Origin of the sequence: Catellicoccus marimammalium M35/04/3 (assembly GCF_000313915.1) — a bacterium.
Lineage (GTDB): Bacteria > Bacillota > Bacilli > Lactobacillales > Catellicoccaceae > Catellicoccus > Catellicoccus marimammalium.
The window spans coordinates 12,071-37,601 of record NZ_AMYT01000022.1 but is presented as its reverse complement, the minus strand read 5'-3'; the positions used below and the strand labels follow the sequence as shown (position 1 = coordinate 37,601).

At 34.5% G+C, this 25,531-nt stretch carries 22 protein-coding genes and 1 other RNA gene; 2 read left to right on the top strand and 21 right to left on the bottom strand.

What is annotated here, in order from left to right:
* Positions 1-14: 14 nt before the first annotated feature.
* The 17 genes from C683_RS05720 to C683_RS05640 all read right to left on the bottom strand — a co-directional run bounded on the left by C683_RS05720 (position 15) and on the right by C683_RS05640 (position 16,892).
* A complete protein-coding gene (locus C683_RS05720) occupies positions 15-962 on the bottom strand; it encodes an ROK family glucokinase (RefSeq protein WP_009491936.1) in 948 nt (315 codons plus the stop codon).
* 9 nt (positions 963-971) lie between these two features.
* Positions 972-1,184, bottom strand: coding sequence for a YqgQ family protein (locus tag C683_RS05715; RefSeq protein ID WP_009491935.1), 213 nt, complete (start codon positions 1,182-1,184; stop codon positions 972-974).
* Between the two features lie 50 nt (positions 1,185-1,234).
* Positions 1,235-1,837, bottom strand: a complete 603-nt coding sequence (locus tag C683_RS05710; protein WP_009491934.1) for a rhomboid family intramembrane serine protease — start codon at positions 1,835-1,837, stop codon at positions 1,235-1,237.
* A 44-nt stretch (positions 1,838-1,881) separates the two neighbouring features.
* On the bottom strand, positions 1,882-2,031 hold the full coding sequence (rpmG, locus tag C683_RS05705; protein ID WP_009491933.1) for a 50S ribosomal protein L33: 150 nt from the start codon (positions 2,029-2,031) through the stop codon (positions 1,882-1,884).
* A gap of 110 nt (positions 2,032-2,141) precedes the next feature.
* On the bottom strand, positions 2,142-4,277 hold the full coding sequence (locus C683_RS05700; protein WP_009491932.1) for a peptidoglycan D,D-transpeptidase FtsI family protein: 2,136 nt from the start codon (positions 4,275-4,277) through the stop codon (positions 2,142-2,144).
* Between the two features lie 188 nt (positions 4,278-4,465).
* A complete protein-coding gene (thrS, locus tag C683_RS05695; RefSeq protein WP_009491931.1) occupies positions 4,466-6,403 on the bottom strand; it encodes a threonine--tRNA ligase in 1,938 nt (645 codons plus the stop codon).
* 383 nt (positions 6,404-6,786) lie between these two features.
* Entirely contained in the window at positions 6,787-8,847 is a 2,061-nt protein-coding gene (locus C683_RS05690; RefSeq protein WP_009491930.1) for a DNA topoisomerase 3, read from the bottom strand.
* Between the two features lie 39 nt (positions 8,848-8,886).
* Positions 8,887-9,594 carry an aspartate/glutamate racemase family protein gene (locus tag C683_RS05685; protein WP_009491929.1) on the bottom strand — a complete coding sequence of 236 codons (708 nt, stop codon included), beginning with the start codon at positions 9,592-9,594 and terminating at the stop codon, positions 8,887-8,889.
* A gap of 5 nt (positions 9,595-9,599) precedes the next feature.
* Positions 9,600-10,853, bottom strand: coding sequence for a carboxylate--amine ligase (locus C683_RS05680; RefSeq protein WP_009491928.1), 1,254 nt, complete (start codon positions 10,851-10,853; stop codon positions 9,600-9,602).
* Between the two features lie 3 nt (positions 10,854-10,856).
* Complete coding sequence (locus C683_RS05675) at positions 10,857-12,377, bottom strand: UDP-N-acetylmuramoyl-L-alanyl-D-glutamate--L-lysine ligase (protein WP_009491926.1); 1,521 nt, start codon at positions 12,375-12,377, stop codon at positions 10,857-10,859.
* A 3-nt stretch (positions 12,378-12,380) separates the two neighbouring features.
* Entirely contained in the window at positions 12,381-12,725 is a 345-nt protein-coding gene (locus C683_RS05670) for a DUF1033 family protein (RefSeq protein WP_009491924.1), read from the bottom strand.
* Between the two features lie 20 nt (positions 12,726-12,745).
* Entirely contained in the window at positions 12,746-13,870 is a 1,125-nt protein-coding gene (mnmA, locus tag C683_RS05665; RefSeq protein WP_009491922.1) for a tRNA 2-thiouridine(34) synthase MnmA, read from the bottom strand.
* A 37-nt stretch (positions 13,871-13,907) separates the two neighbouring features.
* Positions 13,908-14,258, bottom strand: a complete 351-nt coding sequence (locus C683_RS05660; RefSeq protein WP_009491920.1) for a DUF1831 domain-containing protein — start codon at positions 14,256-14,258, stop codon at positions 13,908-13,910.
* A 5-nt stretch (positions 14,259-14,263) separates the two neighbouring features.
* Positions 14,264-15,385 (bottom strand): cysteine desulfurase family protein, encoded by a 1,122-nt coding sequence (locus C683_RS05655; RefSeq protein WP_009491918.1) that lies wholly within the window; start codon positions 15,383-15,385, stop codon positions 14,264-14,266.
* Positions 15,382-15,930: a cysteine hydrolase family protein gene (locus tag C683_RS05650; RefSeq protein ID WP_009491916.1), complete on the bottom strand. Its 549-nt coding sequence runs from the start codon at positions 15,928-15,930 to the stop codon at positions 15,382-15,384. The genes C683_RS05655 and C683_RS05650 overlap by 4 nt, the downstream gene beginning before the upstream one ends.
* Position 15,931: 1 nt before the next feature.
* Positions 15,932-16,627, bottom strand: coding sequence for a 5'-methylthioadenosine/adenosylhomocysteine nucleosidase (locus tag C683_RS05645; protein WP_009491914.1), 696 nt, complete (start codon positions 16,625-16,627; stop codon positions 15,932-15,934).
* Between the two features lie 13 nt (positions 16,628-16,640).
* A complete protein-coding gene (locus C683_RS05640) occupies positions 16,641-16,892 on the bottom strand; it encodes a hypothetical protein (RefSeq protein WP_009491912.1) in 252 nt (83 codons plus the stop codon).
* A gap of 191 nt (positions 16,893-17,083) precedes the next feature.
* Here C683_RS05640 and C683_RS05635 point away from each other — a divergent pair, with 191 nt between their 5' ends.
* The gene (locus C683_RS05635; RefSeq protein WP_009491910.1) at positions 17,084-17,767 is read left to right on the top strand and encodes a 5-bromo-4-chloroindolyl phosphate hydrolysis family protein; all 684 of its coding nucleotides are present in this window, start codon (positions 17,084-17,086) and stop codon (positions 17,765-17,767) included.
* 12 nt (positions 17,768-17,779) lie between these two features.
* Positions 17,780-18,952, top strand: a complete 1,173-nt coding sequence (locus C683_RS05630) for a toxic anion resistance protein (RefSeq protein WP_009491908.1) — start codon at positions 17,780-17,782, stop codon at positions 18,950-18,952.
* 103 nt (positions 18,953-19,055) lie between these two features.
* Here the strand turns inward: C683_RS05630 and C683_RS06420 are convergent, their stop codons facing one another.
* The 4 genes from C683_RS06420 to C683_RS05615 form a co-directional block, all read right to left on the bottom strand.
* Positions 19,056-23,201 carry a CDP-glycerol glycerophosphotransferase family protein gene (locus C683_RS06420; RefSeq protein ID WP_009491907.1) on the bottom strand — a complete coding sequence of 1,382 codons (4,146 nt, stop codon included), beginning with the start codon at positions 23,199-23,201 and terminating at the stop codon, positions 19,056-19,058.
* A gap of 29 nt (positions 23,202-23,230) precedes the next feature.
* An RNA gene (gene ffs, locus C683_RS06510) (signal recognition particle sRNA small type) lies at positions 23,231-23,317 on the bottom strand.
* A gap of 1 nt (position 23,318) precedes the next feature.
* Entirely contained in the window at positions 23,319-23,828 is a 510-nt protein-coding gene (gene tadA / locus C683_RS05620; RefSeq protein WP_009491905.1) for a tRNA adenosine(34) deaminase TadA, read from the bottom strand.
* 66 nt (positions 23,829-23,894) lie between these two features.
* The gene (locus C683_RS05615; protein ID WP_009491902.1) at positions 23,895-25,415 is read right to left on the bottom strand and encodes a YfcC family protein; all 1,521 of its coding nucleotides are present in this window, start codon (positions 25,413-25,415) and stop codon (positions 23,895-23,897) included.
* Between the last annotated feature and the right edge of the window lie 116 nt (positions 25,416-25,531).

The window sequence follows — 25,531 nt, the reverse complement described above, 5'->3', positions numbered from 1 at the left end:
CTCCTTTTTCTTTTTTATGCTTGTAAAACTAATGAGGCAGCACCAATAACCCCTGCATCATTTCCTAATGTCGCTAAACGAATTTTTGTCGTTTGTTGTACTAATGGGAAAGTAAATTGTTCAAAGTAACGCTGAACTCCTGCTCGCAAAATCTCTCCTGCTGCAGAAACTCCTCCTCCAATCACAACACAAGCTGGATTTAGTGTATTGGCAATATTTGCTACGGCTAACCCTAAATATTGATGTACTTGATCGACGATAGATAAAGCAAGAGCATCTTCCATTTTAGCAGCATCATAGACATCTTTTGCTGAAAATTCCTCTTTTTGACGTAAAATGGAGTCCATAGTAGATTCCTCTAATGTTTTTTTCGCTACATTTACAATTCCTGTTGCACTAGCAATTGTTTCCAAACAACCTTTTTTACCACAAGTACATGGAAAATCATGTTTTTCTAAAGCCACAGTAACATGACCAATTTCACCAGCACCACCAGCAATTCCATGCATAAGTTGATGATTTAAAACAATTCCTCCACCAACTCCTGTGCCTAAAGTTACAAGAACAACATCCGCTTGGTTTTCTCCTGCACCTTGCCATTGTTCTCCTAAGGCTGCTACATTTGCATCGTTATCTACATAAAATGGCACATGGAAAGTTTCTTCCATCGGTGTTTTTAAATCTTGGGTTTCTACCCAATTTAAATTGTAAGCACCTGTTACTGTTCCATTGGCACAGTCTACCCCTCCAGGAGAACCCATACCAATCCCGATGATTTCTTTCCATTCTTCTTTTGTGACTTCTTTTTGTAAAGAAGCAATCATATCAGGAACAATATGACTTCCTTCATCAGAAATATCGGTTGGAATGTTCCATTGTTTTTCTACCATTCCTGATTCTGTTACAATCGCAAATTTGATACTTGTGCCACCAAGATCAATTCCTATCATTTTTTTACTCATGACAAACTCCTATGATTCTTGATTTTGTTTTTCTTCTTCGTAGCGATGTTCTCGCCGTAAAATTAGTTTTGCAATTTGGTAGGTTTCATCATCAATTAATCGTGAACGATGTAACTGATCGATTTCAATTGCCATCATTTCAATATCGGCAATTCTTGAGCCTACGTACACAATAATACCAAAGCGTTTTAGTAATTGTTGCACATCATAAAGCGTTTTCATAAAATCCCCCAAAATAGTACATATGTTTTATTATAGCACACTTCATTTATCTATCTGACCTTTTTCTTTGGGGATAGAATAAATCCCAAAAGTACTCCAGATAATAAGCCGCCTAGATGTCCAGATAAGGAGACATTGCTATCAAATAAATTAAAAATAATATTCATCGCAATAAAGACAAAATATTGTCTTCCTAATTCTCTCATCCATGGGCTAGAGCTACGTTTTGCCTGAACGATATAATAACCAAAAAGACCAAATAAAGCTGTCGAGCAGCCAGCAGAAATCGCGTTTCCATCAAAGAATAAACTTACAACATTTCCGCCTATTCCGCAAAGAAGATATAAAAGAAGATAACGAATCTTTCCTAAATAAAATTCTAGTTCTGGCCCAATAAAATAAAGGGTCAATAAATTTAAAAATAAATGAGCAAAGCCAATGTGGACAAACATTGCGGTAATTAAACGCCACCATTGACCTTGATGAACTAAAGGTCCCCATTCTGCACCAAAAGTAAGTAAGGTAACATTTTGGCCATTTTGACTTGGGATTCCTTCTTTTGGTAAATAAATATATTGAAAATAACACATTCCAAGATAAACAAAGATACAAAGACCAATCAATACATAAGTCATCCAAGGTTTTCTTTTCATTCTCTTCTCCTATAGAAAAAAGCGAGGGTAAACCTCGCTTTCTATTATTTTGTTTCACGGTGTAAAGTTACTTTACGTTCACGTGGACAATATTTTTTCTTTTCTAAACGATCTGGGTTGTTACGTTTATTTTTGTTTGTTAAGTAGTTACGTTCTTTACATGAAGTACATTCTAAAATAATATTTTCACGCATAATCTATTCTCCTTTGTGTTTTTATCTTTAATCAAGTAGTTCTAGTATATCATTTTTTAAGAAGGCTGACCATACTTTTTCGTCAATTTGTTAAGGAAAACTACTTTACATTATTGTTGTTCTTTATTTCCATACAATTTGTAGTATAAGTCGTACACTTCTTTGGCTAGCGCTACGTTCTCATGACTATTTTCTGAAACTTTTGGTAAAACAACGGTCACAGATAATTTAGCATCTGTATCCCCACGTTTATTAATGTAAGAAATTAAATTCAAGTTTAAGGTGCTTTCATAGCGGCCACTTGCACGATTATATCCTGAAGTTTCGGCCGTTCCTGTTTTTGCACTAATATTATATTTACATCCTTGAAGATCTGTTGCTGTACCTTGTGCTCCATGAACAACTTGGTACATTCCTTCATGAAGGATGTTCCATTGATCTTGTGTTAAATGAATGGTATTCATTACTTTTGGTGTAATTTTCTTGATTTCTTTCCCTAATCCGCCTTCGCTATTATTAGCATAAATTCCTTCGACAAAGTGTGGCGCAATTCGTTTTCCATCATTATAAATTGTACTTGTATATTGAGCTAATTGTAATGGAGTATACGTGTCATAGTTTCCGTAAGATAAATCGAGCATATTCCCTTGAGTTCCTGGAATTAAGTTGCCGTCTTTATCATAGAATTGTTTATTAATTAATCCTGTAGATTCTCCATTTACATCTACCCCTGTTTCTGCACCTAAACCATATTCAGCATAGGTCTTGCGCAATTTTTTAATAGGTGAAATATCTTCTGACATTACCATGTTTGGTGTGTAATGCTGACCTAACATCGCAAATACGATATTCATCATATAAACGTTAGAAGAAACTTCTAATGCTTTTACGGCATTGACCGGTACTTGACCATAGCGGTTAAATACTGAACTTTTACGAACCGCTCCTGCTCCTTGACCAATCACTAACGGTTGGTCAATAAAGGTTTGATTATCAGAAATTACTTTGTTTTCATAACCAGAAGTAATAGTTGCTGGTTTTACTACTGAACCTGGGATAAAGGCTTTGTTGATAGTTCCTAATGTGTCTTCATCAATTTCCCCTGTTTTTGGATCACGACTATATCCAGAAATCCCAATAATTCCGCCTGTTTTTGGATTGGTTACTACAACATAAGCTCCTTCTGAGCAAGGACTGCTACCTACAATATTTTGTGCATAGCGTTTAACAATATCATTTAATTTTTCTTGGAACTCTGCATCAATGGTTAATTTTAAATTGTCTCCTTTTTCTGGCTCTTTAACCACTTCTTGTTTAACAATTTCTTGTTTATTATTCGTAAAGATTTCTACTTTTCCGTTTACCCCATGAAGGTAAGATTCATAGGTTTTTTCTAAATAACTTAATCCTACACGATCATTTAAAGAATATCCTTTCGCTAAATATTCTTTCGCTAAATCTGCAGGTAATCCTGTTTTTTCACTAGAAACGGTTCCTAAAATACTACGCATAGAATCGGAAGCTTTCGTATAAGAACGAGTCCAATCGACACTTGTTGCGACTCCATCTAACTTATCTTCATTTTCTCCCACAACCGCAATTTCTTCATTTGTGACATCACTATTTTTCACTACAGTAGGAGTTAATGTTTGGGCTCCATTTAATTTTTTATAAATAGCAACTGCTTCTTTTTGTTGCTGATTATAATCAATATCGGACTTAGAAACATATTTCAACTGTAATTGATACGTTTTTCCAGGATCTTCTCCTGTTTTAATCAATTCATTTTTGGGAATACGATCAAGCACTTCTTCATTATGCTTCTGATAAGCTAAATAGTAATCCTTTTTATCACGTTCTGTGATATTTTTGGTTGGCATTGTAATCAATTTACTTAATCGATTCGCTACCTCTGCCATTTGTTGTGTTGTAGCTCCTCTTGGTTTGGTATAAATAATTGCTTGGTTGGCTTTATTTGTTACTAATACTTTACCTGCATTATCATAAATAGAACCACGAGGGGCATTATTTAATTTCACGATGGTTTCATGCTCATCATTTAAACGAGCTTCAAACTTTTTATAATCTACAACATCTAAACGGAATAATTGCACGACTAAAATGAACAATAGAATAAAAGAAATTGTAGAAAGTAAGTTTAAACGAAACGCAATATGCCCGGTACTTGTATTATCTGTTTTTTGTTTGCGTGTATTTTTACGAAACGGGATATAGGGTTTCTTCATCGATGCAGTCTGCTCCTTTCTTTTATAAATTCCTTTTTATTGTACCACAATTTTTTCTTTCCGACGTTTGTGAAGCGATGTTTTAAACTTTTTTGAAAAAACAAAAGGTCTTTATCGAAAAAATAAAAATACCTCCCAAAAGTTGTATCTAACTTTTGGGAGGCATATCAATAAAGAGTAGTTTATTTTTAATCTTCTGTTGGACGGCTGAAGTTTTCTACATCTTTCGCTAATAGAGCTTTGAATTCATCTAAAGACATAGAAACTTGTTCTTTTTGTCCATAACGACGAACATTTACAGAACCATTTGCTGCTTCTTCATCCCCTACAACGACTTGATAAGGAATTTTTTGTGTTTGTGCAGAACGGATCTTATATCCTAATTTTTCATTACGTTCATCTACTTCTACACGATAAGGAACTAATGCATTTTTCACTTGATAAGCGTAATCAGCATGAGCTTCATTGTTTACTGGAATTACTTCAACTTGAGTTGGTGCTAACCAAGTTGGGAAGGCACCTTTATATTCTTCGATTAAGTAAGCTGTGAAGCGTTCCATTGTAGAAATAACTCCACGGTGGATAACCACTGGACGGTGACTATTTTCACCATCTTCTCCAACATAAGTTAAATCGAAGCGTTCTGGTAATAAGAAGTCTAATTGGATTGTAGATAATGTTTCTTCTGTTCCCATCGCTGTTTTCACTTGTACGTCTAATTTAGGACCATAGAAAGCAGCTTCTCCTTCCGCTTCAAAGTAATCTAATTCCATGTCATCCATCGCTGCTTTTAACATTGTTTGTGCTTTTTCCCACATTTCGTCATCATCGAAATATTTTTCTGTATTTTCTGGGTCACGATAGCTTAAACGGAAACGATAATCTGTAATATTGAAGTCTTTGTATACTTCTAAGATTAATTGTAATACGCGAGTAAATTCTTCTTGAATTTGATCTGGACGAACAAAGATATGTGCATCATTTAAAGTCATTTCACGTACACGTTGTAATCCTGATAAAGCACCACTCTTTTCATAACGGTGCATCATTCCTAATTCTGCAATACGAATTGGTAATTCACGGTAAGAGTGAATATCTTGTTTGTAAACTTCCATGTGGTGTGGGCAGTTCATAGGACGTAATACTAATTGTTCTCCATCTCCCATATCCATTGGTGGGAACATATCATCTTTATAGTGGTCCCAGTGACCAGAAGTTTTGTATAAGTTTACATTCGCTAATACTGGAGTATATACATGTTGATAACCTAAGCTTAATTCTTTATCAATAATGTAACGTTCTAACACACGGCGAATTGTAGAACCTTTTGGTAACCAAATCGGTAAACCAGAACCTACTTCTTGAGAAATTGTGAATAAATCTAATTCTTTTCCTAGTTTACGATGGTCACGAGCTTTTGCTTCTTCACGCATTTTCAAGTATGCTTTTAATGCTTTTTCATCAAAGAAAGCTGTACCGTAAATACGTTGCATCATTTTATTATTACTATCTCCACGCCAATATGCTCCTGCTAAAGATAATAATTTAAAGACTGGAATTTTCGCTGTACTTGGTACATGTACACCACGACATAAATCTGAAAATTCACCTTGTTCATAATAAGTAATTGTTTCGCCTTCTGGTAATTCAGCGATTAATTCTACTTTATATGGATCATCTGCAAATTTTTCTGCTGCTTCTTCACGAGAGCAAACATGACGAGTAATTGGTAAGTTTTCACTAACAATTTTTTTCATTTCTGCTTCGATTTTTGGCAAATCTTCTTCTGTAATTGGTTGATCACCGTTATCTACATCATAATAGAATCCATTTTCAATCACAGGTCCAATTCCTAATTTAATGTTTGGATATAAACGACGTAAGGCTTGAGCCATTAAATGAGCTGCAGAGTGGCGCATTACTGCTAAAGCATCTTCGTCTTTATTTGTTAAAATTTCTAAACTTCCATCTTCTTCTAAAGGAGTTGTTAAGTCTACTAACTCTCCGTTAAAACGAGCAACGATTGCTTTTTTTGCTAAACTATTGCTGATTGATTTGGCAATATCATAAGCACTTACGCCATTGTCAAATTCTTTACAGCTTCCATCTGGAAATGTAATTTTCATTTTCCTTCCTCCTCATTCATTTTTCTATAAAAAAAATCCTGATGCAAAGCATCAGGACGATATAGCAAACGTGGTTCCACCTCAATTTAAGATTAATCGATGATTAATCTCCTCTCCATACTATAACGCGTATGACACGGCATAACTTTTGACGATTATGCTCTGACAAAAGGAGTCATCCCCTCTCGTTTCTTGAGGAAGCTTTCAGCGGGTCACTTCCCTCTCTGTCCAAGGCGTCATAGGTTCAGGTGGCTTTTGTTAAATCTTTATTTTATTTGTTATTCTCATTCTATCTCATTTTTTATTTGCTGACAACTCTTATTTTTCTTTTCTTTCTCAAATTATTTCCAATCTATCTCCTAAAAATGAAAACGTTTTCTTATTTAGTCTTGAACTTGGAAATTTTCTAAGGCACTCGCAAAAGGATTTTCAGCTGGAGCTTTTTCGCTATATTTTTTCATCAAACGACGTTCTTCTTGTTTTGTCATTTTTTGTTTTTTCGCTTTTTTGTCTGGAATTTTTTCTGTTAAAGAACAACTCTGGCATTTAAAATATGCACCTTTTTCTCCTTCTACAATGACCATTTTCTTATGACATTGTGGGCAACGATGATTGGAAACTTTTAAATCCTTCCGACGTTTATAATGGCATTCTGGATTGGAACAAACATAAAAAACACCTTGTTTGGTTTTCTTTTCCCGTAGACGTCCACTACATTCTGGACATTTTTTTGTAGTTAACGCAAAATCCTTATATTCTTTTTCACTTTGTTTAATTTCGGTAACTAAGCGCGTTGCCTCTTTTTTCATCTTTTGGATAAATTGTTCTTTTTTCTCTTTTCCTTTTTCAATCTTTTGTAAATGCAATTCCCACTCTTCGGTCAATTCTGGACGCACTAAACTTTCATTGACTAAGGTTAGCAATTGTTTTCCTTTTGGAGTAACAATAAATTCGCGACCTTGACGTTCTAAATATTGAATATTTACTAATTTTTCAATAATTTCTGCTCTTGTCGCTGGAGTTCCTAAATGATGTTTTTCCATTTGTGCTAACAATTGTCCTTCCGTTAGACGAGATTTTGGTTTTGTCATGGAGGAAACTACTTTTATCTGGATAGGAAGTTCTTGATTCAAAGATAAATGTAGAGAAGAGACTCCTTCTTCTTTTTCTTTCCAACCTTGTTCTAATACTTTCTCTTGTTTTAATTGAAAGTTTTGATCTCCTAATAGAATGACAAACGTTTGTTCTTCTGCTTCATAAGGCGGATAAAATAAATTCAAGAACCGTTTTGTAATTAATTGATAAATTTTCCATTCGTCTTGTGATAGACGTGAAATGTTAGGTGCCACTTCTGTAGGAATTAATCCATAGTGATCCGAAACTTTTTGATCATTAAATACTTTTCTTTGTTGGACCTTTCCTTTTTGTAAAATCGTTCCAGAAAGAGAAAACTCTTTAGCGACAGCTTGTAATCGTTCTTTCATTGAAGATTCTAAATCTGTCGGCAAGTATTTTGAATCCGTACGTGGATAACTGACGATTTTATGATGTTCATATAAACTTTGTACTAAATTCAATGTTTTTTTTGCTGAAAAGCCATATCTCTGGTTGGCTACTTGCTGTAACTCGGTTAAGTCATAAAGTAGTGGTGCCCATTGCTTTTTCACTTTCACTTTCTTTTCTTTAACTACAGCCGTCTCTTTTTGTAGTTGAGCTTTCACTTTCTCAGCAGTTTCTTTTTTAGAAAAAACAAGAGGCTTTCTACTTGTCAAAGGATGACCTTGATAAGATAATTCGACCGTGAATTGCTCTTTTGGTCGGAAAGATTCAATTTCCTTTTCTCGTTTTCGTACCAACGCTAATGTAGGGGTTTGCACTCTCCCTGCAGAAAGTTGATCTCCATATTGAATCGTTAATGCTCGTGAAACATTTAATCCAATCAACCAATCTGCTTCTGAACGTGCTTGAGCAGAATAAAATAAATCATCATACATTTTGGCTGGTTTTAAATGAGCAAATCCCTCTTTAATCGCTTTATCGGTTTGCGAAGAAATCCAAAGTCTCTTTACCGGTCCTTTATAGCGTACATATTGTAAAATCCAACGAGCAACTAATTCCCCTTCTCTTCCAGCATCTGTTGCTATAACTACTTCTTTAATATCTTTTCTTTGACATAATTGACGAATGGCTTGCAATTGTCCTTTGGTTTTAGGCAAAGGTTGGATTAAAAATTGTTTGGGTAACATCGGTAGAGTATCCATACTCCAAGTTTTCCATTCTTTTTTATAGTCTTCTGGCATTTTTAATGTCAATAAGTGACCATAACCCCAAGTAACAATTGTGGATTTCCCTTCATAATAATGCTTTTTCTTTTCTTTAGCATGTAGCACACGAGCCAAATCACTCGCGACACTTGGTTTTTCTGCGATAACTAATTGTTTCATCTTTTCTCCTTACAAAAAAGCTGAAGCCAAGGCTCCAGCTTATTTTTTCTTCATTTCGACTAATACTTGATTGACCAATTCAGATTGAGCATCAATGACTTCATAAGGATGATTTGGACATTTTTCTTCGATTAAAGAAAGTTCTGTACATCCTAAAATCATATAATCACAATGATATTCTTCTTTTGCTCGTTGTAAAATTTGATGATAACGTGCTTCATTCATCCAATCTTTTTCTTTAATATCATCATAAATTAAGCCCATTACCTCTTTTTGTAGTTCTGCATCAGGAATACAAATCTCTAAATTAGGATAAGACTCTAATTCTTGGTGATATACTTTGGATTGAATGGTTCCAGAAGTTGCTAAAACCATCACTCGTTTTTTCTTTCCTTGCGCTTTTTTAGCTACAACATGAGCAGCAATTCGTGGCATATGTAAAATCGGAACAATAGAACTTTCTTGCAAGCGTTCATAAAAATAATGAGCCGTATTACATGTCAACACAAAAAAGCGTGGGTGTAACGGTTGAAGAGAAACGATGTCTTCTTGTAACACAGGATAAGGATCTTCTTTAGATTGTTGTAAAATAAACGCTGTTCGGTCAGGAATCGAAGCATGGTTACAAACAATATAATTTAAATAATCTTGGTCTTTATTTGCAGGGGTACGTTGGTTTAATAAATGAATAAAACTTTCCGTTGCCATTGTACCCATGCCACCTAAGACGACAAAAAAATTCTCCATAATACCTATCCTTTATTTTCTTTAAAATATTTTTTATATTGGCCAATATAACGATGAAATGCGTATTTCATCAATAAAGTACGTTTTAAATTTTTATCTTTATCATAAAAAACAGTAGTTCCCCAGTGTCCAGATTTTAACATTGCCATTGCTTTGTCTTTATCTTTTCCTGGCTTAGCGTATTCCTTAAATACTTTTTTGGGCACTCCCATCCACAACATGTCTCCTTGACCATATGTTGTTTCAATGAAAGGTTGCTCCATCACTAAATCTTCAGTCACATACTCCGCTAAATTATAGCCGTTTAATGTGCAATAGAAGCTACTACGTCCTTGACGTAAATTAATTTCAAATAATTTATATTCGTCATCACGAGGATCGTATTTCATATCAAAGTTCGCAAAACCACTATATTCAATAGCTTCTAAAAAATGTTGAATTCGTTGATAAATTTTATCATCGTAATCTGGCATAATTACGACATAGTTCCCAATCGCAGATGGACTTGGATCTTCTAATAAAGGATGACCTAAACACATCATACGAACGTTATGATTTTGATCCACATAGGCATTTAATACACGCATATGCGAATCATCTCCTGGAATAAAATCTTGACAAATCATTACATCACTATAATCTGTTTCTTCATAGATTTGATGTAATACTTTATTTAATTCTTCGGCAGTATGAATGGTAAAAGCCTTTTTCTTTCCTTCAAAATCAATCGATAACCATTCCACACTATTTGCTGGTTTCAAAGCAACAGGAAAATCAAACGGTAAAGAAATAGAATCTTGACCTACGACCATTTCTTTACGAATAATCAAAGTATCTGGATAAGGTAAGCCATATTTGTCACACATTTCATAAAATTGCACTTTATCTTCTAAGCGAGTAAACAATTCATGATCTACCCCTGGGCATAAGAAAGATTGTGTTAATTCATCGCGGTGTTTGGCAACTAATTCTGCATAGCCATCTCCGCAAGGAATTAATAAATAATTCGTATCATCTTTTAATTGCGCCGCTACCTCACGCATCTTTTCAATAAATACAGGATCACTATCAAAGTTTTCGGTTACTTGTACGGTAACAATTTGACTATCACGAGTAGGAGCTAACGCTGCAGAAGCATAGGCAATACTTTTTACATCATATGCTTCATAAAACGAACGAGCCATTCCATATACGTTGATATCGCTTCCTAATAAAATCGGTTGTAATTTTCGTCTCTGTTCACTTTGACTGTCACTCATTTTTTATTCACTCTCAATTCCTAAATAATTTTTTGCGATGGTTACATCTCCTAAATACGGTACAGATTCACCACAAATCTGTTGGGAGGCATCGCGACCTTTCCCCATTAAAACAACAATATCATCTTTTGTTGCTTTATCTAAAATAAACTCAATGGCTTCTTTTCGGTCCACAATTTCTGTATAAGGGACCTTGCTATCCATTGCTGCAATAATCTCTGCATTGATTTCTCTTGGATCTTCATATCCTGGATCATCACTTGTTAACACTGCATAATCTGCGTATTCTGATAACACACGTCCAAAGTCTTGACGGCGAGATTCTGCTTTATTCCCTGTACTTCCGACAACAACATAAATCTTTTGTTGTGGATATTCTTTTTTGATGAAAGAAAGTAAAGAAGAAGCACTTAAATAGTTATGAGCATAATCGATATATACAACCGGTTCTCCTTCTTTTTTCAGGCATTCCATTCTTCCAGGAACTAAGGCTTTACGTAATCCTTCACGCAAACTTTCTTCATCTGCTCCTAGTTGACGGCAGGCAATTAAGGCAGATAATCCATTACTTTGGTTAAAATCACCTAACAATTGCGTTTGGTATTCTCCAGATAACTCGACATCAGAACCATGGGTTTCAACAGAAAAAATTCCGCTTCCTTTTGATTTCCATTCATAATCAGCGGCTTCTGTTTTTCCGTAAGTAATCACGGGCACATGTAACGCAGCTGCTTTTTCTAATAAAAATTCTTTTTGGTCAATTTCATCTTCAATAATCATTAAACGACTATTTTCAATCAATTCACTCTTACAATAAATATAATCTTCATAAGTTGGATGTTCAATAGGACCAATATGATCTGGAGATAAATTTAAGAAAATTCCAATATCGAAAGTTAAGCCATATACACGATGTAGCTTATAAGCTTGGGAAGACACTTCCATTACTAAGTGCGTCATACCATGGTCTACTGCTTCTCTAAACATCGCATATAAATCTAAAGATTCAGGAGTCGTTAATTTAGATTTTTGTTTGGTTTTCCCATCTAAGATGGTTTCCATGGTAGATAATAATGCACAATGATGATCGGTCCATTCATCTAGAATAGATTTACAAAAATAAGCAGAAGTTGTTTTTCCTTTTGTGCCCGTATAAGCAATAATTTTTAACTCTTTTTGTGGATATCCATAAAAAGCCATTGCGACACAAGCCATCGCTTTACGAACATCGGTAACAAGAATCGCTGTCATTGCTTCCATTTCTGGAAAATGAGTTTCTGATAAATATGCTACTGCTCCTTTTTCTTGAGCCATTGTTAAAAAGTCCATTTTAAAGTTTTGACCTTTACAAATAAAAAGACTATTTCTTTCCACTTGTCGTGAATCATAGGTTACTTGCTCATAAGTTTCATTATCTAGAAGTTGGAAATGTGCCTTACCTTTTTGCCAGACTTCTTTTAACAAATGATGTTCTTTTAATAATTCTACAATTTCTTCTAAAGTAATTTGTCTTTTTTCTGACATTGGCTAATTCTCTCCTTCTTCTTTTTCTCTCATTGGACATAATCTTTTTTGACGAGGTTCAACCTTATCTTGCCGTGTATCTAAAATCAATAATCCATGATAACATTGCAAGTCATCGGAACATTCTTCACAATAGTAATATTCTCCTTCTTGCCAAAATGCTGCCATATAAGGATCTTTCGTTTTTACATGAGGATATTTTTCTTCTAACTCTCCATACCAATCAATATATTTCGCTTTTGCTTGAGCAAAGGTACGAAAAGTATATCCTTCTACTACTTGTTCTTCCCAATTTTCAAAAAACCACCAAGGTTCATCTGGGCCTTCTGTTAGTAAGACATGATACATGATGTTTTTTCTCCTTTATTTTAAACATATTGACAAAGATTACCATCACGATAAGCAGCATCAATTAAGGCACCACCTAGACATTCTTCCCCATCGTAAAATACAACGGCTTGTCCTGGAGTTACTGCGCGAGCAGGTTCTAAAAAGTGAACCACTGCTTCTGATTGATCTTCATTCAGTTCTACACGCACAGGTACATCTTTTTGACGATAGCGGAATTTCGCTGTACATTCAAAAGTTTGTGGTTTCTTTTCTGGAGTCGTAAAACTCACTTGGCTTGCAGTTAAGCAATCAGCATATAAATCTGGATGTGTAAATCCTTGACCCACAATCAATTCATTTTTCGCTAAATCTTTCCCAATAACAAACCAAGGTTCGTTGGTTTTCCCATTACCACCAATTCCTAATCCTTTACGTTGACCGATTGTGTAATACATCAATCCGTCATGTTGACCTTTCACTTCTCCCTCTTTTGTCACCATTTTTCCTGGTTGGGCAGGTAAATATTGACTTAAAAATTGTTTGAAGTTTCGTTCTCCAATAAAACAAATTCCTGTAGAGTCCTTTTTATGGGCAGTTGCCAAGTCATATTCTTCTGCAATGGCACGTACTTTTGGTTTTTCTAATTCACCTAAAGGGAACAACGTTTTTTCTAATTGATGTTGTTGTAATTGACTTAAAAAGTAAGTTTGGTCCTTATTATCATCTACGCCACGTAGCATATGAACCATTCCATTTTCATCGCGCACCGTACGGGCATAGTGACCGGTCGCCACATAATCTGCTCCAAGTTCTAAAGCATAATCTAAAAAGGCTTTAAACTTGATTTCTTTATTACACATTACATCGGGATTGGGTGTACGACCTTTTTTATATTCTTCTAAGAAATATTGGAATACACGATCCCAATATTCTTTTTCAAAATTAACAGAATAATACGGAATCCCAATTTTTTCTGCAACACGAGCTACATCTTCATAATCTTTAGTAGCGGTACAAACTCCATTTTCATCCGTGTCATCCCAGTTTTTCATAAAAACACCAATGACATTATATCCTTGTTCTTTTAGTAATAAAGCCGTAACCGAAGAATCCACTCCTCCGCTCATTCCTACGACAACCGTTGTATCTTTTTTTTCTTTCATCTTTGTTTTCTCCTTCTCTTGCGATTTGAAGGTCGCTTTATTCGATAACAGAAAGACAATGACGTTGTAGTAACGTTTGCATATAAAATTCAAATTTTTCTTCAATCATTGCTTGCTGCGGATGATTTAAATCAAAGATATTTACTTGATTTAAACCAGTTTTGTCGACAATAGACATTTTTAATTTTGTCATTGAACGATCAATAGTAATTTTCAATGTAAATCCTGTTTTCATTTGTGGTGTTGGATCTAAAGAACGCTTCCATTGAAAGTTTCCTTGTTTCGTTTCCATAAATCCTACATCACGTAAAGTATAACGTTTCACTTCTGGACTTACTTCATATTGTACTTTAGCCCCTAAAGGAGCAGCTACTTTTGCAAATGCCATTTTTTTCACCCCAAAATTTCTACTAATGCTGTAATTAATTGATCAATTTCTTCTTTTGTATTTTGATAACCAAAACTTAAACGAATGGAATGGGTCAATTCGTCCGCTTCTTTTCCATACATTGCTTCTAACACATGAGAAGGATGTACATTACCAGCCGTGCAGGCAGAACCAGTAGAAATCGCAATTCCTTTCATATCTAAACGCAGTAATAAAATATCACTACGCATTTTTGGTAAATAAAGATTTAAGACATGCGGCGATTTATCTCCTTGCCCATTCACTTTAAATTCAATTCCAGCTTTTTCCAATCCTTGAATAATTTCACTTTGGAAAAACAAATATTTTTCTTGTAGGGCTTTGCGCTCTTCTTTTGTTAAGCATTCTACAGCCGTTTTTAATCCTAAAATAGAAACTGTATTTTCGGTTCCTGCTCGTTTATGATATTCTTGCTCCCCACCACGAATGACAGGAACTACCTTTTTATCATCTTTGGCGTATAAAATTCCAATTCCTTTTGGTCCATTGATTTTATGTCCTGCCGCAGATAAAAAGTCCATTCCTAATTCTTCCACTTGAATCTCTTCTAATCCAAAAGCTTGAACTGCATCCACATGGAATAAGATTCCTTCTTTTTGAAACAATGAAGCTAATTTCGCAATGGATAGGCGCATTCCTGTTTCATTATTTACGTACATAAAGGAAGCCGCAATCGTATCTTTTCTTATTTTTTTTGCCACTTCTGAAACAAGAATTTCTCCTTTTTCATTCGGTTGAACATAATCTACTTCATAACCTTCTTGTTCCAATTGTTTCATTGTTTCTAAAACAGCTGGATGTTCAATTGCTGAAGTTAACAAATGTTTTCCTTCTTTATTTGGATGAGCAATCATAGAACGAATCGCCATCGTATCACTTTCTGAACCACTAGCTGTAAAAAGAATATGATCACTTGTTGTTCCTAAAAATTGAGCAACAACATCGCGAGCAGCTAAAATTTGCTCTTTTGCTTTTCTCCCATATTGATGCACACTTGATGGATTTCCAAATAGATCCATAGCTTCTAACATCGTTTCTTTTACTTCCGGTCGTAATTGGGTTGTGGCCGCATTATCTAAATATATCATTCTTCTTCCTCATAGATTTTTGCATTAAACATATTTTTCATATACTCTAATGAATATTCTTGTGCCTGCTCACTTGTTCCTAAAATTGAATCCTTCATCACACAAACTTCATAATTATAGTAGTAAGCATCGGCTACCGTTTGTAAAACACAAATATCCGTACACACTCCTAAAATATGAATTTTTTCAATATTATAGGCTTGTAGTAAGGAATGTAAATCTGTGTGATAAAACGCAGAATAGCGTGTTTTATTTAACGCTACAATCACTTCTTGATATTTACGATAAAATTCTCTTACTGGTTCATATAACTGACGTCCCCAAGTACCAACAATATTATGAGGTGGGAAAAGTTCATTTTCTGGATGATCTTCTCCTTCATAATGAGCATCAGTCGCAAACACAACTAAATTCCCATCTTCTAACGCTTGTTCTAAATGACGAATAATATTTGGAGCTAAATCTTGTGCTTTTTTCCCTAATGTCATTGAACCTTCGTCAGCCACAAAATCATTTGTATAATCTATTAAAAGGTATGCTTCCATTTTATCCCTCAATCTTTTGTAATAATTTTAAAACCATTTCCGCTGATTTTTTCCCAGCAATTTGAATAAATTCATCAAAACTCATACTTGCTTCTTCGTCTGCTACATCACTCATCGCGCGAATCACAACAAAAGGAGTTGAAAATTGATAAGCTACTTGTGCAATGGCTGTAGCTTCCATTTCATTTGCCAGTGCATCAGGGAAAATCGTTTTAATTTCTGCAATTCGTTCTTTACTATTTACGAATTGATCTCCAGAAACAATCGTACCTGTATAAACAGTCTCTTCAGTTTCTGCTGCTGCTTGTTTTGCTGCCTCAATCAATGATTTTTCTGCTTCATAGTAAAGAGGCATTTGTGCCATTTGCCCTGGAGCGTAACCAAAGGCAGTTACATCAGCATCATGATAAGCTAAGCGTTCAGAAATAACAATATCTCCAACTTTTAATCCTTCTCCAATTCCGCCTGCACTTCCTGTATTAATTAAAGCATCTACTTGGAAATGATCAATTAATAATGTAGCAGTCACAGCTGCAGCTACTTTCCCGATTCCACAGCGCACTAAAACAATTTCTTTTCCAGCATATTGCCCACAAGTGAATTCTGCTCCAGCAATCATCTCTGTACTTGAGTTCTCCAACGCTCCTTTTAGTGTCACTACTTCTTCTTCCATTGCTCCAATAATTCCAATTTTCATCAGATAACCTCCTTTATGCTTTAAAAATCAAATAGAATAAAACAATTAACAAAAGAATAACGATAAATAGAGCACGATTTAAAAAACGATTCCGCTCTTTATCCTTTTCCTCTGCTTCTTTTTTTTGACGATAAGAACGAACGGTTTCACGATTAATTATTTCACTTTTCGTTCTTGTTTGTCTTTCCTTTTTATTACTCGTATCGCTTTTTTCTTTTTGACGACGATACTCTTCTCGTGTCATTGCTTTTTTTTCTTTTGCCATAGGACTCCTTCCTAATCATGAACACAGATAATATTTTTATTTTAACATAGAATATAATGGAAAAAAATGGTGCCAAAATGTTCCTTGGGAAAAAACAGACTTTTTTCGCCTATTCTATAAAAAATACGAAAATTTTCAACCTTCATTTTGCCTTATGGTACAATAACAATGAAAGAAAGGAGGAGCAAAACGTGTTTAAATTTATAAAGAAACATTGGTTTGCCATTGGATTTGATCTTCTATTGGCAGCTCTTTTATATTTTTGTAATCCCCCTACCATCAGCACAGTAGTCATCACTTTATTTGTTCTTTTTTTAGTCATTGGACTACAAGTATTTTGTCACAAAGTTTATCGCTGGTGGAAACAACTTCCAGGGATTCAACATTTCTATCGTAAAGAACATACGATGGAAGAATTAAGTCAAAAATTATCCCAAGCTCAATTATCAAATAAAGATGTACTATTTATTGAAGATACTTTTTCTTCTGCTCAAAAACAAGTACAGTTATTGCAAAAACAATTTCGAAAAAATAATCAATTGAAAGCCATTCAAGAAAAAACAAATGTGATTGCAGCTTGCCAAGGACTACTTGACTTACTAGCTAAAAACCCAGAACAATTTTCTCGTTTAGGAGATTTTTTATATCATTATCTACCAAATTTAGTCGATTTAGTGACTCAATATTTAGAAGTTGTTAATCGTCCGTTAGCCTCGCAAGAAACCAAAGATATTTTACAGCAAAGTGAACAGACGATTACTCATCTATCATTAGCCATTGTCGATGAATATCATCGGTTAACCTCTAGTGATTTATCTGGACTTTCTGATAGTATTCGATTGGCCCAAAAAAAATTAAAGGAAATCCAAAAATAAGGAGGCTTTATTATGACTGATCCTTTTGCAGAATTATTAGAATTGGAATCTTTAAATGAATCCGATAAGCAAAAAGAAACAAAAGAAACAGAAGTTAAAAATACGACAAACAAAACAACGGTTGAACCTACTTTTTTCCAAAAATTACCAAGAGAACAACAAGCACAAGCCGAACAATTAGCAGAACAACTCAACGTACAAGATCGTAATGCAGTTCTTTCTTTTGGAGCTCAGGCTCAAGAAAAATTAGGTACCTTTTCTCAAATCATGTTAGAAAACGTTCAAAACCAAGACCTAGGTCCAATTGGCCAAACATTATCTCAATTGATGTATGAGCTAGAACAAAGTAACCCCGAAGAATTAACTCAAGGAAAGACTTCAGGTTGGCAACGATTTTTCCAAAAAGCGAAAAAATCTATTTTAGAAAACATTGGTAAATATCAACAAATCAGTGCACAAGTCGATAAAATTGCCGTTCGTTTAGAGCGAGAACAAGAAGGGTTGCAAAAAGATAATCAACAATTAGAACAACTATACCAAAAAAATAAAGACTTCTTCCAAGCATTAACCGTTTATCTTGCGGCAGGGGAATTAAAATTATATGAACTAGAAACAAAAGATATTCCTACATTAGAAAAAGAAGTAGAAGCTACAAAAGATGAAATGAAAATTCAAGAATTAAATGATTTAACACAAGCTCACCATCGCTTAGAAAAAAGGATGCATGATTTAAAATTAGCAAGACAAATTACCATTCAACAAGCACCACAAATTCGTTTAATTCAAAATACCAATCAAGCATTAGCAGAAAAAATTCAGTCATCGATTACTACAGCTATTCCTCTTTGGAAAAACCAAATTGCGATTGCGATTACTTTATTAAGACAGCAAAATGTGACAAAAACACAGCAACAAGTCACAGAAACTACAAACCAACTATTAAAACAAAACGCTTCAATGTTAAAAGCATCTACGATTGAAGTTGCCAAAGAAAATGAACGCAGTATTGTAGATATTGAAACATTACAATATACACAAAAAGAATTAATTGATACCATTCAACAAACGTTAGAAATTCAAACAGAAGGTAAGAAAAAACGTCAAGAAGCTGAACAAACCTTAGGCCAATTAGAAGAAGAATTAAAAGAACAAGTTCTTGCTGTAAGTAAAATTTCTCATTCGTAAGCAAATTTCATCTTCTTTTTAGAAAAGCGTGCTAGAATAAACTTGTATTTTCATTATCATTATTATCCAAAAAAGCACTAGAGAAAACTCTAGTGCTTTTTCTTTATGGATTAGGTTGGAATCCCCATAGTTGATATCCATGGACGTAACCTTTCCCTTGTGTAGTTTCAATATAGTATTGTGGCCAACCTACAGGACGTTGCGTTATTGGATCGATATAGTTCCAACGGCGATGAACAATTACTTCTTCTCCTGGAACTAAAGCAAATTCTTTTTCGCCTTCTTTCAGAGTACTCATCGCGCTTCCTCGTCCTTGACAAATCGCTTTTTGAGTTAAGAAATTTTCATCTTCTTCCCAAACTCCAATCACTGGAGCAAACAATTGTTCTGTCACTCGTTCATTTTCTTTCCCATCTTCTAAATGGATATAAGGTAACATTTTTTGTTGATTCCAACGACTTAATGATTTTTCTTCTAATAACTCTTTTGTTTTTTGGATAAGATCATCTTCTGTTTTGACAATTGGTCCAGGTACTTTTTGATAGGCAAAGTACGCTCCACGCTCCTTCTCATATTGTTCTTCATCATAAGCATAAAAGAGCATTGGTTTTTGTAAGACACTATAATCAAAAAAGACTGAGCTATAATCGGTAATCAAAAGATCACTGATGACATATAAATCATTAATTTCTGGATATTCGCTAACATCATAAACCCCATCCACTGAAATTTCTAAGTCTTGATGGATTAAATAATGCAGGCGTAATAAAAGAACAACCTCTTCTCCTAACGCAGTTTTTACCTTTTCAATTGAAAATGGAAAGGCAAAGGAATAATTTCCTTGTCCTTGGTTTTCACTATCACGCCAAGTAGGAGCATAGAGAACCACCTTCTTCTCTTTTGGAATCCCTAATTGTTCTTTGATTTCTTTTGCTTGTTTTTCTTTTTCTAAAAGCGCTTGGATTCTTGGGTATCCTGTTAACATGATTTTTTCAGCTGGTAAAGCAAATGCACTTTGGAAACAAGCAAAAGCGTATTCATTAGGAGCAATTAAGCGATCCCACTTTTGCACATCTTGTAAAAACTCTTGGTAATATTCTTTTGTATTCACTCCTGCTAAGTGAACACTTTCAATATCCAAACCTAATTTTTTCCAAGGAGTACCATGCCAAGTTTGCAGTAAATACGTATGTCGAGGCGGCTTTTTCCAAGGAACAAGACGAGTATTGTATACCCAATATTGTGCTCGAGCTTGTACCCAAAGGGCAGACAAGCTATTATTCACGACATACGGCAAGTTTTGTTCTTTAAAGACAGATTCATAACCTTTTTTCACATTCCAAATACAACGATATTCTGGATGATTCTTTATCATATAATCATATAATGCTTTTGGATTATCCGTCGCTTTTTCTCCATAAAAGCTTTCAAAACAGATTGTTTTTGTTTTTGGTAAAACTCCTACAAGAGTAAACAAAATTTCATATCCTTTGTGTGCCCAAAGAGAAAGATAAGGTTGAATATAGCTTTCATTTCTTGGAGTAGCAGCATAAGTAGCTAATTTTTCTCCCCATTGTGTGAAATAGGTTGGTGTAATCTTTTTCTCTTCTCTACTTGGAACGATATATTGTACGTTCATCTTCTTAATAATGGATGGAATTTCTCCGGGTACAACCTTTGGATAATTTCCTTCTTGATTCACTAAATAAAGCGGTTTAGCTAGCAGAGAAAATGTATCTAAAACTCTTTCTTCTTTAGCAAAAATTACATCACATAAAACACCAATTTCTTCTACCGTAAACTGATGAGCGGACCATTGATTATCTGAAATTTCTTCTACAAAAGAAACAATGTATTGATAGTCTTTAGAATAAGGAACTTTTCTTAACGTATCTTGATCTAATAATAGTCCAATTACTTTTTTCTTTGGATCTAGTCCATAGTTTTGTTTCCATTCCTTTTTCTTTGTGGAATAATACATTTCTTCTGCCCAAGGGAATCCGATTGCGTGAACTTCTCCATTATAGCCCACTTCTTTTTTCCATTGCTCTCCTTGCGCTTGATTTTCTACGAACCAATGTTTTGCTCGATTGAATTGTTTCTTCTCTTCTTTTTGATCTTTAATTTTTCCTCTTGTTCTTAATGGAGCATTCATCCATTGAGCAGTTACTTGTCCTTTTTTCAAGCGATAATAAGAAGGAAGTGTACACTCACTAATCAAATATTTACTTTGTGCTAGTGCTTGAATATAAGATTTTGTTCCCACAACGATATCTTTTGAAAGATAACTAGCACGAACTCCTTTAGGTAAAGCAACTTGTACTTTCCATCCGTCATCTTCTAAGCTAGAAACAAGATGAGCTAGACCAACACTATCTCTTTTGGCTTGTAAAAGCACTTGATTTTTTAATTTCTTTTTCTGAGCAATAAAAAATTGTAAAGCAGGAAAAGCACTTCTTACTTGTCTTTCTTCCTTTTCAATTCGGTTTGAAAACCAAGTGATTTCCTCTGTTTGTTCTTGTTTTCCGACATGTTGGATTGGTGAAAGTATCCATTCTCCTTGCCACTCATAAAGATAATAAGGCTGATACAATCCATCTGCTAGTGCTTGCAATTTTTCTTTTGTTATTTCTTCTGCTTTTGCATAACGTTCCAAGACATGATTTTTTTCATCCCATAACACCCAACCTTTACGTTGAGCAGGTAAATACATCGCGCCTTTTGAACCTACAATGGTTGTTTTCACTGTTTTTTCTAGATGTAAATATCCTTGATGATTTTTCCATTCATATTGTTGGCAATCATCTTCCCAAGCTCCATTACCATCTAAATGAACTGCCTGTACTTTTCCTTGAATAAAGGCAAATACATCTGTCCATTGATGCTCATTTCCTTTTTCTATCGGTTGAATTTTTCCTTCTTTTGTGGCCCCAAAAAGATCTTTTTTCGCTATTGTTTTTATATTCTTTCCAGTCAAAGGAACTTCCCAACGACCACCATAAGAGGAAGTTTGCCATAGGCCATCTTGAAACTCTACGCTTTGTTCATTTTGTAGACGCAACGGATGATAACCTAAACTCCATTGCCATTTCCAATCTTGGCTCTTCATTTCTTCTGTTTTTGGTAAAACAAAAGAAATTTGCCATCCACCTTTTACTTTTTGACTCTTCACTTTAGTGGGAAAAAGAACTTCTTTATCATTTTGTAAAGACACACGGAAAATCGCTTGTTTTACAGATAATCCTAGGTCATTTTCAATAAATCCTTGATATAAAATTCCTTCTTCTACTTTTTTGGCCGTTAAAAATAAAGAAAATGGCCAAAGAGTTGTATCTAATTTTTGACGATAATAAAGCGGTAAAGCTTGGGGCTGATAACGCATTTCTTTTGTTACATAGTATTTCCAGAATAGATAGCCTTCCTTTGGCTGCTGTAGCTCTTGCCACAATAATTGAGCCCAAGGATGAGAAAACTGAGTGGCTTCTTCTTTTTCAAACCAAGAAATCCATTGTTTTCTATATTTTTGGTATTCTACAAATGATAAATCTTTTGGTAGTTGTTCAAAAAATTGTACAAAATATGTCTCTTGAATCCAAGATAATAAAATCTCATGCCATTCTGGACGTACTTTGGCAATCGTTAAAATATGATGGAAAGAAGAAAGCCATCTCATTTCTTGTACTGGAAAAGCTTCTTTTTTCGCTTTACTTTGACAAGTAGAAATACGATCTGCTGCTAACAAAGTAATCCAATGGAAACACCAGCTCGCTTCTTTACTATTTAAAAAACGAAAAGAAAAACGATCTAAAAATTCTTTTCGATAAATTTGAGTTGATAAAGAGAGTTGCGTAAACTGTTCTAAGCGTTCTTCTAAATTTTGATCTCTTTTTGTTGCTTTTGCGCTTAGCGTAATTTCACTTTCCGCAATCTCTGCTTGTATCCATAAAGGAAAATATTGTGGAATCGTATCAGTAAAGGATAAAAAGCAAACATATTTTCCTTTTGCTTGTGCTAATCCTTGATTCCAACCTGCATTTATTGTGTCTGCAGAAGAAAGAAGGACCTCAACTCTTTCTTCTTTTTCCTTCCATTCATTCATCTTTTCTTGACTTCGATCCGTTGAATGTAAGTCCACCAACAATATTTCTGTAATCACATCTTGACTTTGTAATTGCGATAGAACAGAGTCAATCTTTGTTTCTTGATTTTTTCCTGCTAGTACTATCGTTAGCCCTTCTTGTTTTAACACAGTAAACGAAACTCCTTTCTCTTTTAGATACAAAAAAAGGGCACATGCCCCGACATACTTAGTGCTGCTTCCTTCCGGACCTGACACAATTCATAAGCGGAACATTGCCCATCGATATTATAACAAATCTTTTTGTTGTTGCCTAGCTCTTTTTTCTTCTTTTTTTCTTTTTCGCAAAGCACGGAAAAAATCTTGCAGTTGTTTTTGACACGCCTCTTCACAAATATGTCCTTCAACAATGTCACAACAATGATTAAATCGGTCATCTTGTAATAATTGATAAAAGGTACCTGCAGTCCCTCCTTTTGGATCATAGGCTCCAAAATAGACTTCAGGAATCCTTGATTGTAAAATCGCACCACTACACATCGGACAAGGCTCTAAAGTAACAAATAACTGACAATCTTCCAAGCGCCAATTATCTAAATTTTTACAAGCTTCTTGAATCGCTAACATTTCTGCGTGCGTAGTTGCATCATGACTTGTTTCTCTTAAATTATGACCTCGACCAATAATTTCTCCTTCTTTTACCACAATAGCGCCAATCGGAACTTCCGCTTTATCTGCAGCTTTCTGCGCTTCTTCTAGCGCTTTTTCCATCCAATATTCTTTTTCTCTTTCTTCCATCGTATTATCCTTCCATTCTACTATTTTTATTGTAAGAAGGATTCTACTTTGTGGCAAGATAAACTCTTAGAAATATAAACTCGTAATGATTAAACCTGTACCAAAAAGAAGAACAAAAAGAACAACTGGCCAAACAAAGCGTAACCAATGACTATAACGCATATCTAACATTTGTAATGTCGCCATAACAAGACCTGTTGGCGCTAAAAATAGCATTGCATATTGACCAAATTGATAAGCCATTACTACAGCAAAGCGAGGAATATGAACCGTTTCTGCTAAAGGAGCAAAAATAGGCATTGCTAGAACAGCCAATCCAGAAGAAGAAGGAACAATAAATCCTAAAATAAAGAAGATAAAAACTAAAACGATGATAAATAAAGTACCATTCATTCCTTGAACTAATTTAGAAGCTTCATATAGAATCGTATCTGAAATATAGCCTTTTGTTAAAATCAAATTGATACCACGAGCTAACCCAATGATTAAAGAAACTCCTACTAAACTAGAAGCGCCATTAACAAAAGCATCAATCACTTGTTTTTCACTCAAACTATGTTTTCCAAGTCCAACTAAGAGCATCATAATAATAGCCAAAGTTAAAAAGGACGCTGCCATTTGAGGGAACCACCAACCTTTTTTCATCACACCCCAAATCATTAGAGGAAATGCGATTACAAAAAGCGTTAAAATAATTTTTCTTTTCCAAGTAAATACAGGAACATTATCTTCATCTAAGACTGCCCATTGTGCATCGAATTTTTCTCGGTCCTCATAAGAATAGGAAAACTCAGGGTTAGCCTTAATTTTTTTAGCATACCAATATAAATAACCAAGAACAAAAAGTGTTGCAACCGCACAACCTAAAATACGCCAATTCAACCCTTCTGTAAAATTGATCCCTGCCGCATTAGAAGCAATCACGGCTGAAAATGGGTTAATGGTTGAAAAACATGTCCCGATGGAACTGGCTAAAAAGATTGCTCCAACACAAATGATTGAATCATACCCCATTGCAATAAAAATTGGCACTAAAATAGGATAAAAAGCAACGGCTTCTTCTTCAATTCCACAAAAAGTTCCACCAAGAGCCATTAAAATTGCTACTAGGGCAATCAATAAAAATTCTTTTCCTTTTGTTTTCTTTGTTAGTGCACTAAGACCAGACTCAAAAGCTCCACTGGCTTTTACTACTCCAATCATTCCTCCTAAAACCAAAATAAAGACCATAATATCTACTGCTTCAATAGTTCCTTGAACCATATCTGTAGCAAAGGACAAAAAACTTTCTGGTTTTTGTTTGACTCTTTTATAAGTATTAGGGATGGAGACTGGTTTTTGAATCGCACCAGAAGTGAACTGATGAATATCAATTTTCAATCCTAGTTGATCTAATGTCTTTTGTGTGGCAGGTAAGTTTTTTTCTTTTCCGTGTGAATCAACAAACAATAAATCGTGACTTTCTGCTTGATAAGAGACTTTATCATAGCTTCCAGCAGGGACAAACCAAGTAAGCAAAATGGATAGTAACGTTAAAATAAACAAAATGGTAAAAGCACCCGGCATCTTTAAACTTCTCTTTTTCATAAAAAAACTTCCTTTCTATAAGAAAAACAAAAGTAACCTTAATATTATTTTAAACCTAAATTAGTGCTTTTAACGTAATTCAATTCACATTTTGCTTATTTTTATAAAGAAAATAA

Excerpts from the sequence above, each read along its gene's own strand:
- thrS (WP_009491931.1), bottom strand. The coding sequence starts at position 6,403 with ATGAAAATTACATTTCCAGATGGAAGCTGTAAAGAATTTGACAATGGC.
- rpmG (WP_009491933.1), bottom strand. The coding sequence starts at position 2,031 with ATGCGTGAAAATATTATTTTAGAATGTACTTCATGTAAAGAACGTAAC.
- C683_RS05670 (WP_009491924.1), bottom strand. The coding sequence starts at position 12,725 with ATGTATCATGTCTTACTAACAGAAGGCCCAGATGAACCTTGGTGGTTT.
- C683_RS05615 (WP_009491902.1), bottom strand. The coding sequence starts at position 25,415 with ATGAAAAAGAGAAGTTTAAAGATGCCGGGTGCTTTTACCATTTTGTTT.
- C683_RS05685 (WP_009491929.1), bottom strand. The coding sequence starts at position 9,594 with ATGGAGAATTTTTTTGTCGTCTTAGGTGGCATGGGTACAATGGCAACG.
- C683_RS05640 (WP_009491912.1), bottom strand. The coding sequence starts at position 16,892 with ATGGCAAAAGAAAAAAAAGCAATGACACGAGAAGAGTATCGTCGTCAA.
- tadA (WP_009491905.1), bottom strand. The coding sequence starts at position 23,828 with ATGGAAGAAAGAGAAAAAGAATATTGGATGGAAAAAGCGCTAGAAGAA.
- mnmA (WP_009491922.1), bottom strand. The coding sequence starts at position 13,870 with ATGAAAGAAAAAAAAGATACAACGGTTGTCGTAGGAATGAGCGGAGGA.
- C683_RS05680 (WP_009491928.1), bottom strand. The coding sequence starts at position 10,853 with ATGAGTGACAGTCAAAGTGAACAGAGACGAAAATTACAACCGATTTTA.
- C683_RS05700 (WP_009491932.1), bottom strand. The coding sequence starts at position 4,277 with ATGAAGAAACCCTATATCCCGTTTCGTAAAAATACACGCAAACAAAAA.
- C683_RS05710 (WP_009491934.1), bottom strand. The coding sequence starts at position 1,837 with ATGAAAAGAAAACCTTGGATGACTTATGTATTGATTGGTCTTTGTATC.
- C683_RS05715 (WP_009491935.1), bottom strand. The coding sequence starts at position 1,184 with ATGAAAACGCTTTATGATGTGCAACAATTACTAAAACGCTTTGGTATT.
- C683_RS05660 (WP_009491920.1), bottom strand. The coding sequence starts at position 14,258 with ATGGCATTTGCAAAAGTAGCTGCTCCTTTAGGGGCTAAAGTACAATAT.
- C683_RS05645 (WP_009491914.1), bottom strand. The coding sequence starts at position 16,627 with ATGAAAATTGGAATTATTGGAGCAATGGAAGAAGAAGTAGTGACACTA.
- C683_RS05630 (WP_009491908.1), top strand. The coding sequence starts at position 17,780 with ATGACTGATCCTTTTGCAGAATTATTAGAATTGGAATCTTTAAATGAA.
- C683_RS05655 (WP_009491918.1), bottom strand. The coding sequence starts at position 15,385 with ATGATATATTTAGATAATGCGGCCACAACCCAATTACGACCGGAAGTA.
- C683_RS05720 (WP_009491936.1), bottom strand. The coding sequence starts at position 962 with ATGAGTAAAAAAATGATAGGAATTGATCTTGGTGGCACAAGTATCAAA.
- C683_RS05690 (WP_009491930.1), bottom strand. The coding sequence starts at position 8,847 with ATGAAACAATTAGTTATCGCAGAAAAACCAAGTGTCGCGAGTGATTTG.
- C683_RS05650 (WP_009491916.1), bottom strand. The coding sequence starts at position 15,930 with ATGGAAGCATACCTTTTAATAGATTATACAAATGATTTTGTGGCTGAC.
- C683_RS05675 (WP_009491926.1), bottom strand. The coding sequence starts at position 12,377 with ATGTCAGAAAAAAGACAAATTACTTTAGAAGAAATTGTAGAATTATTA.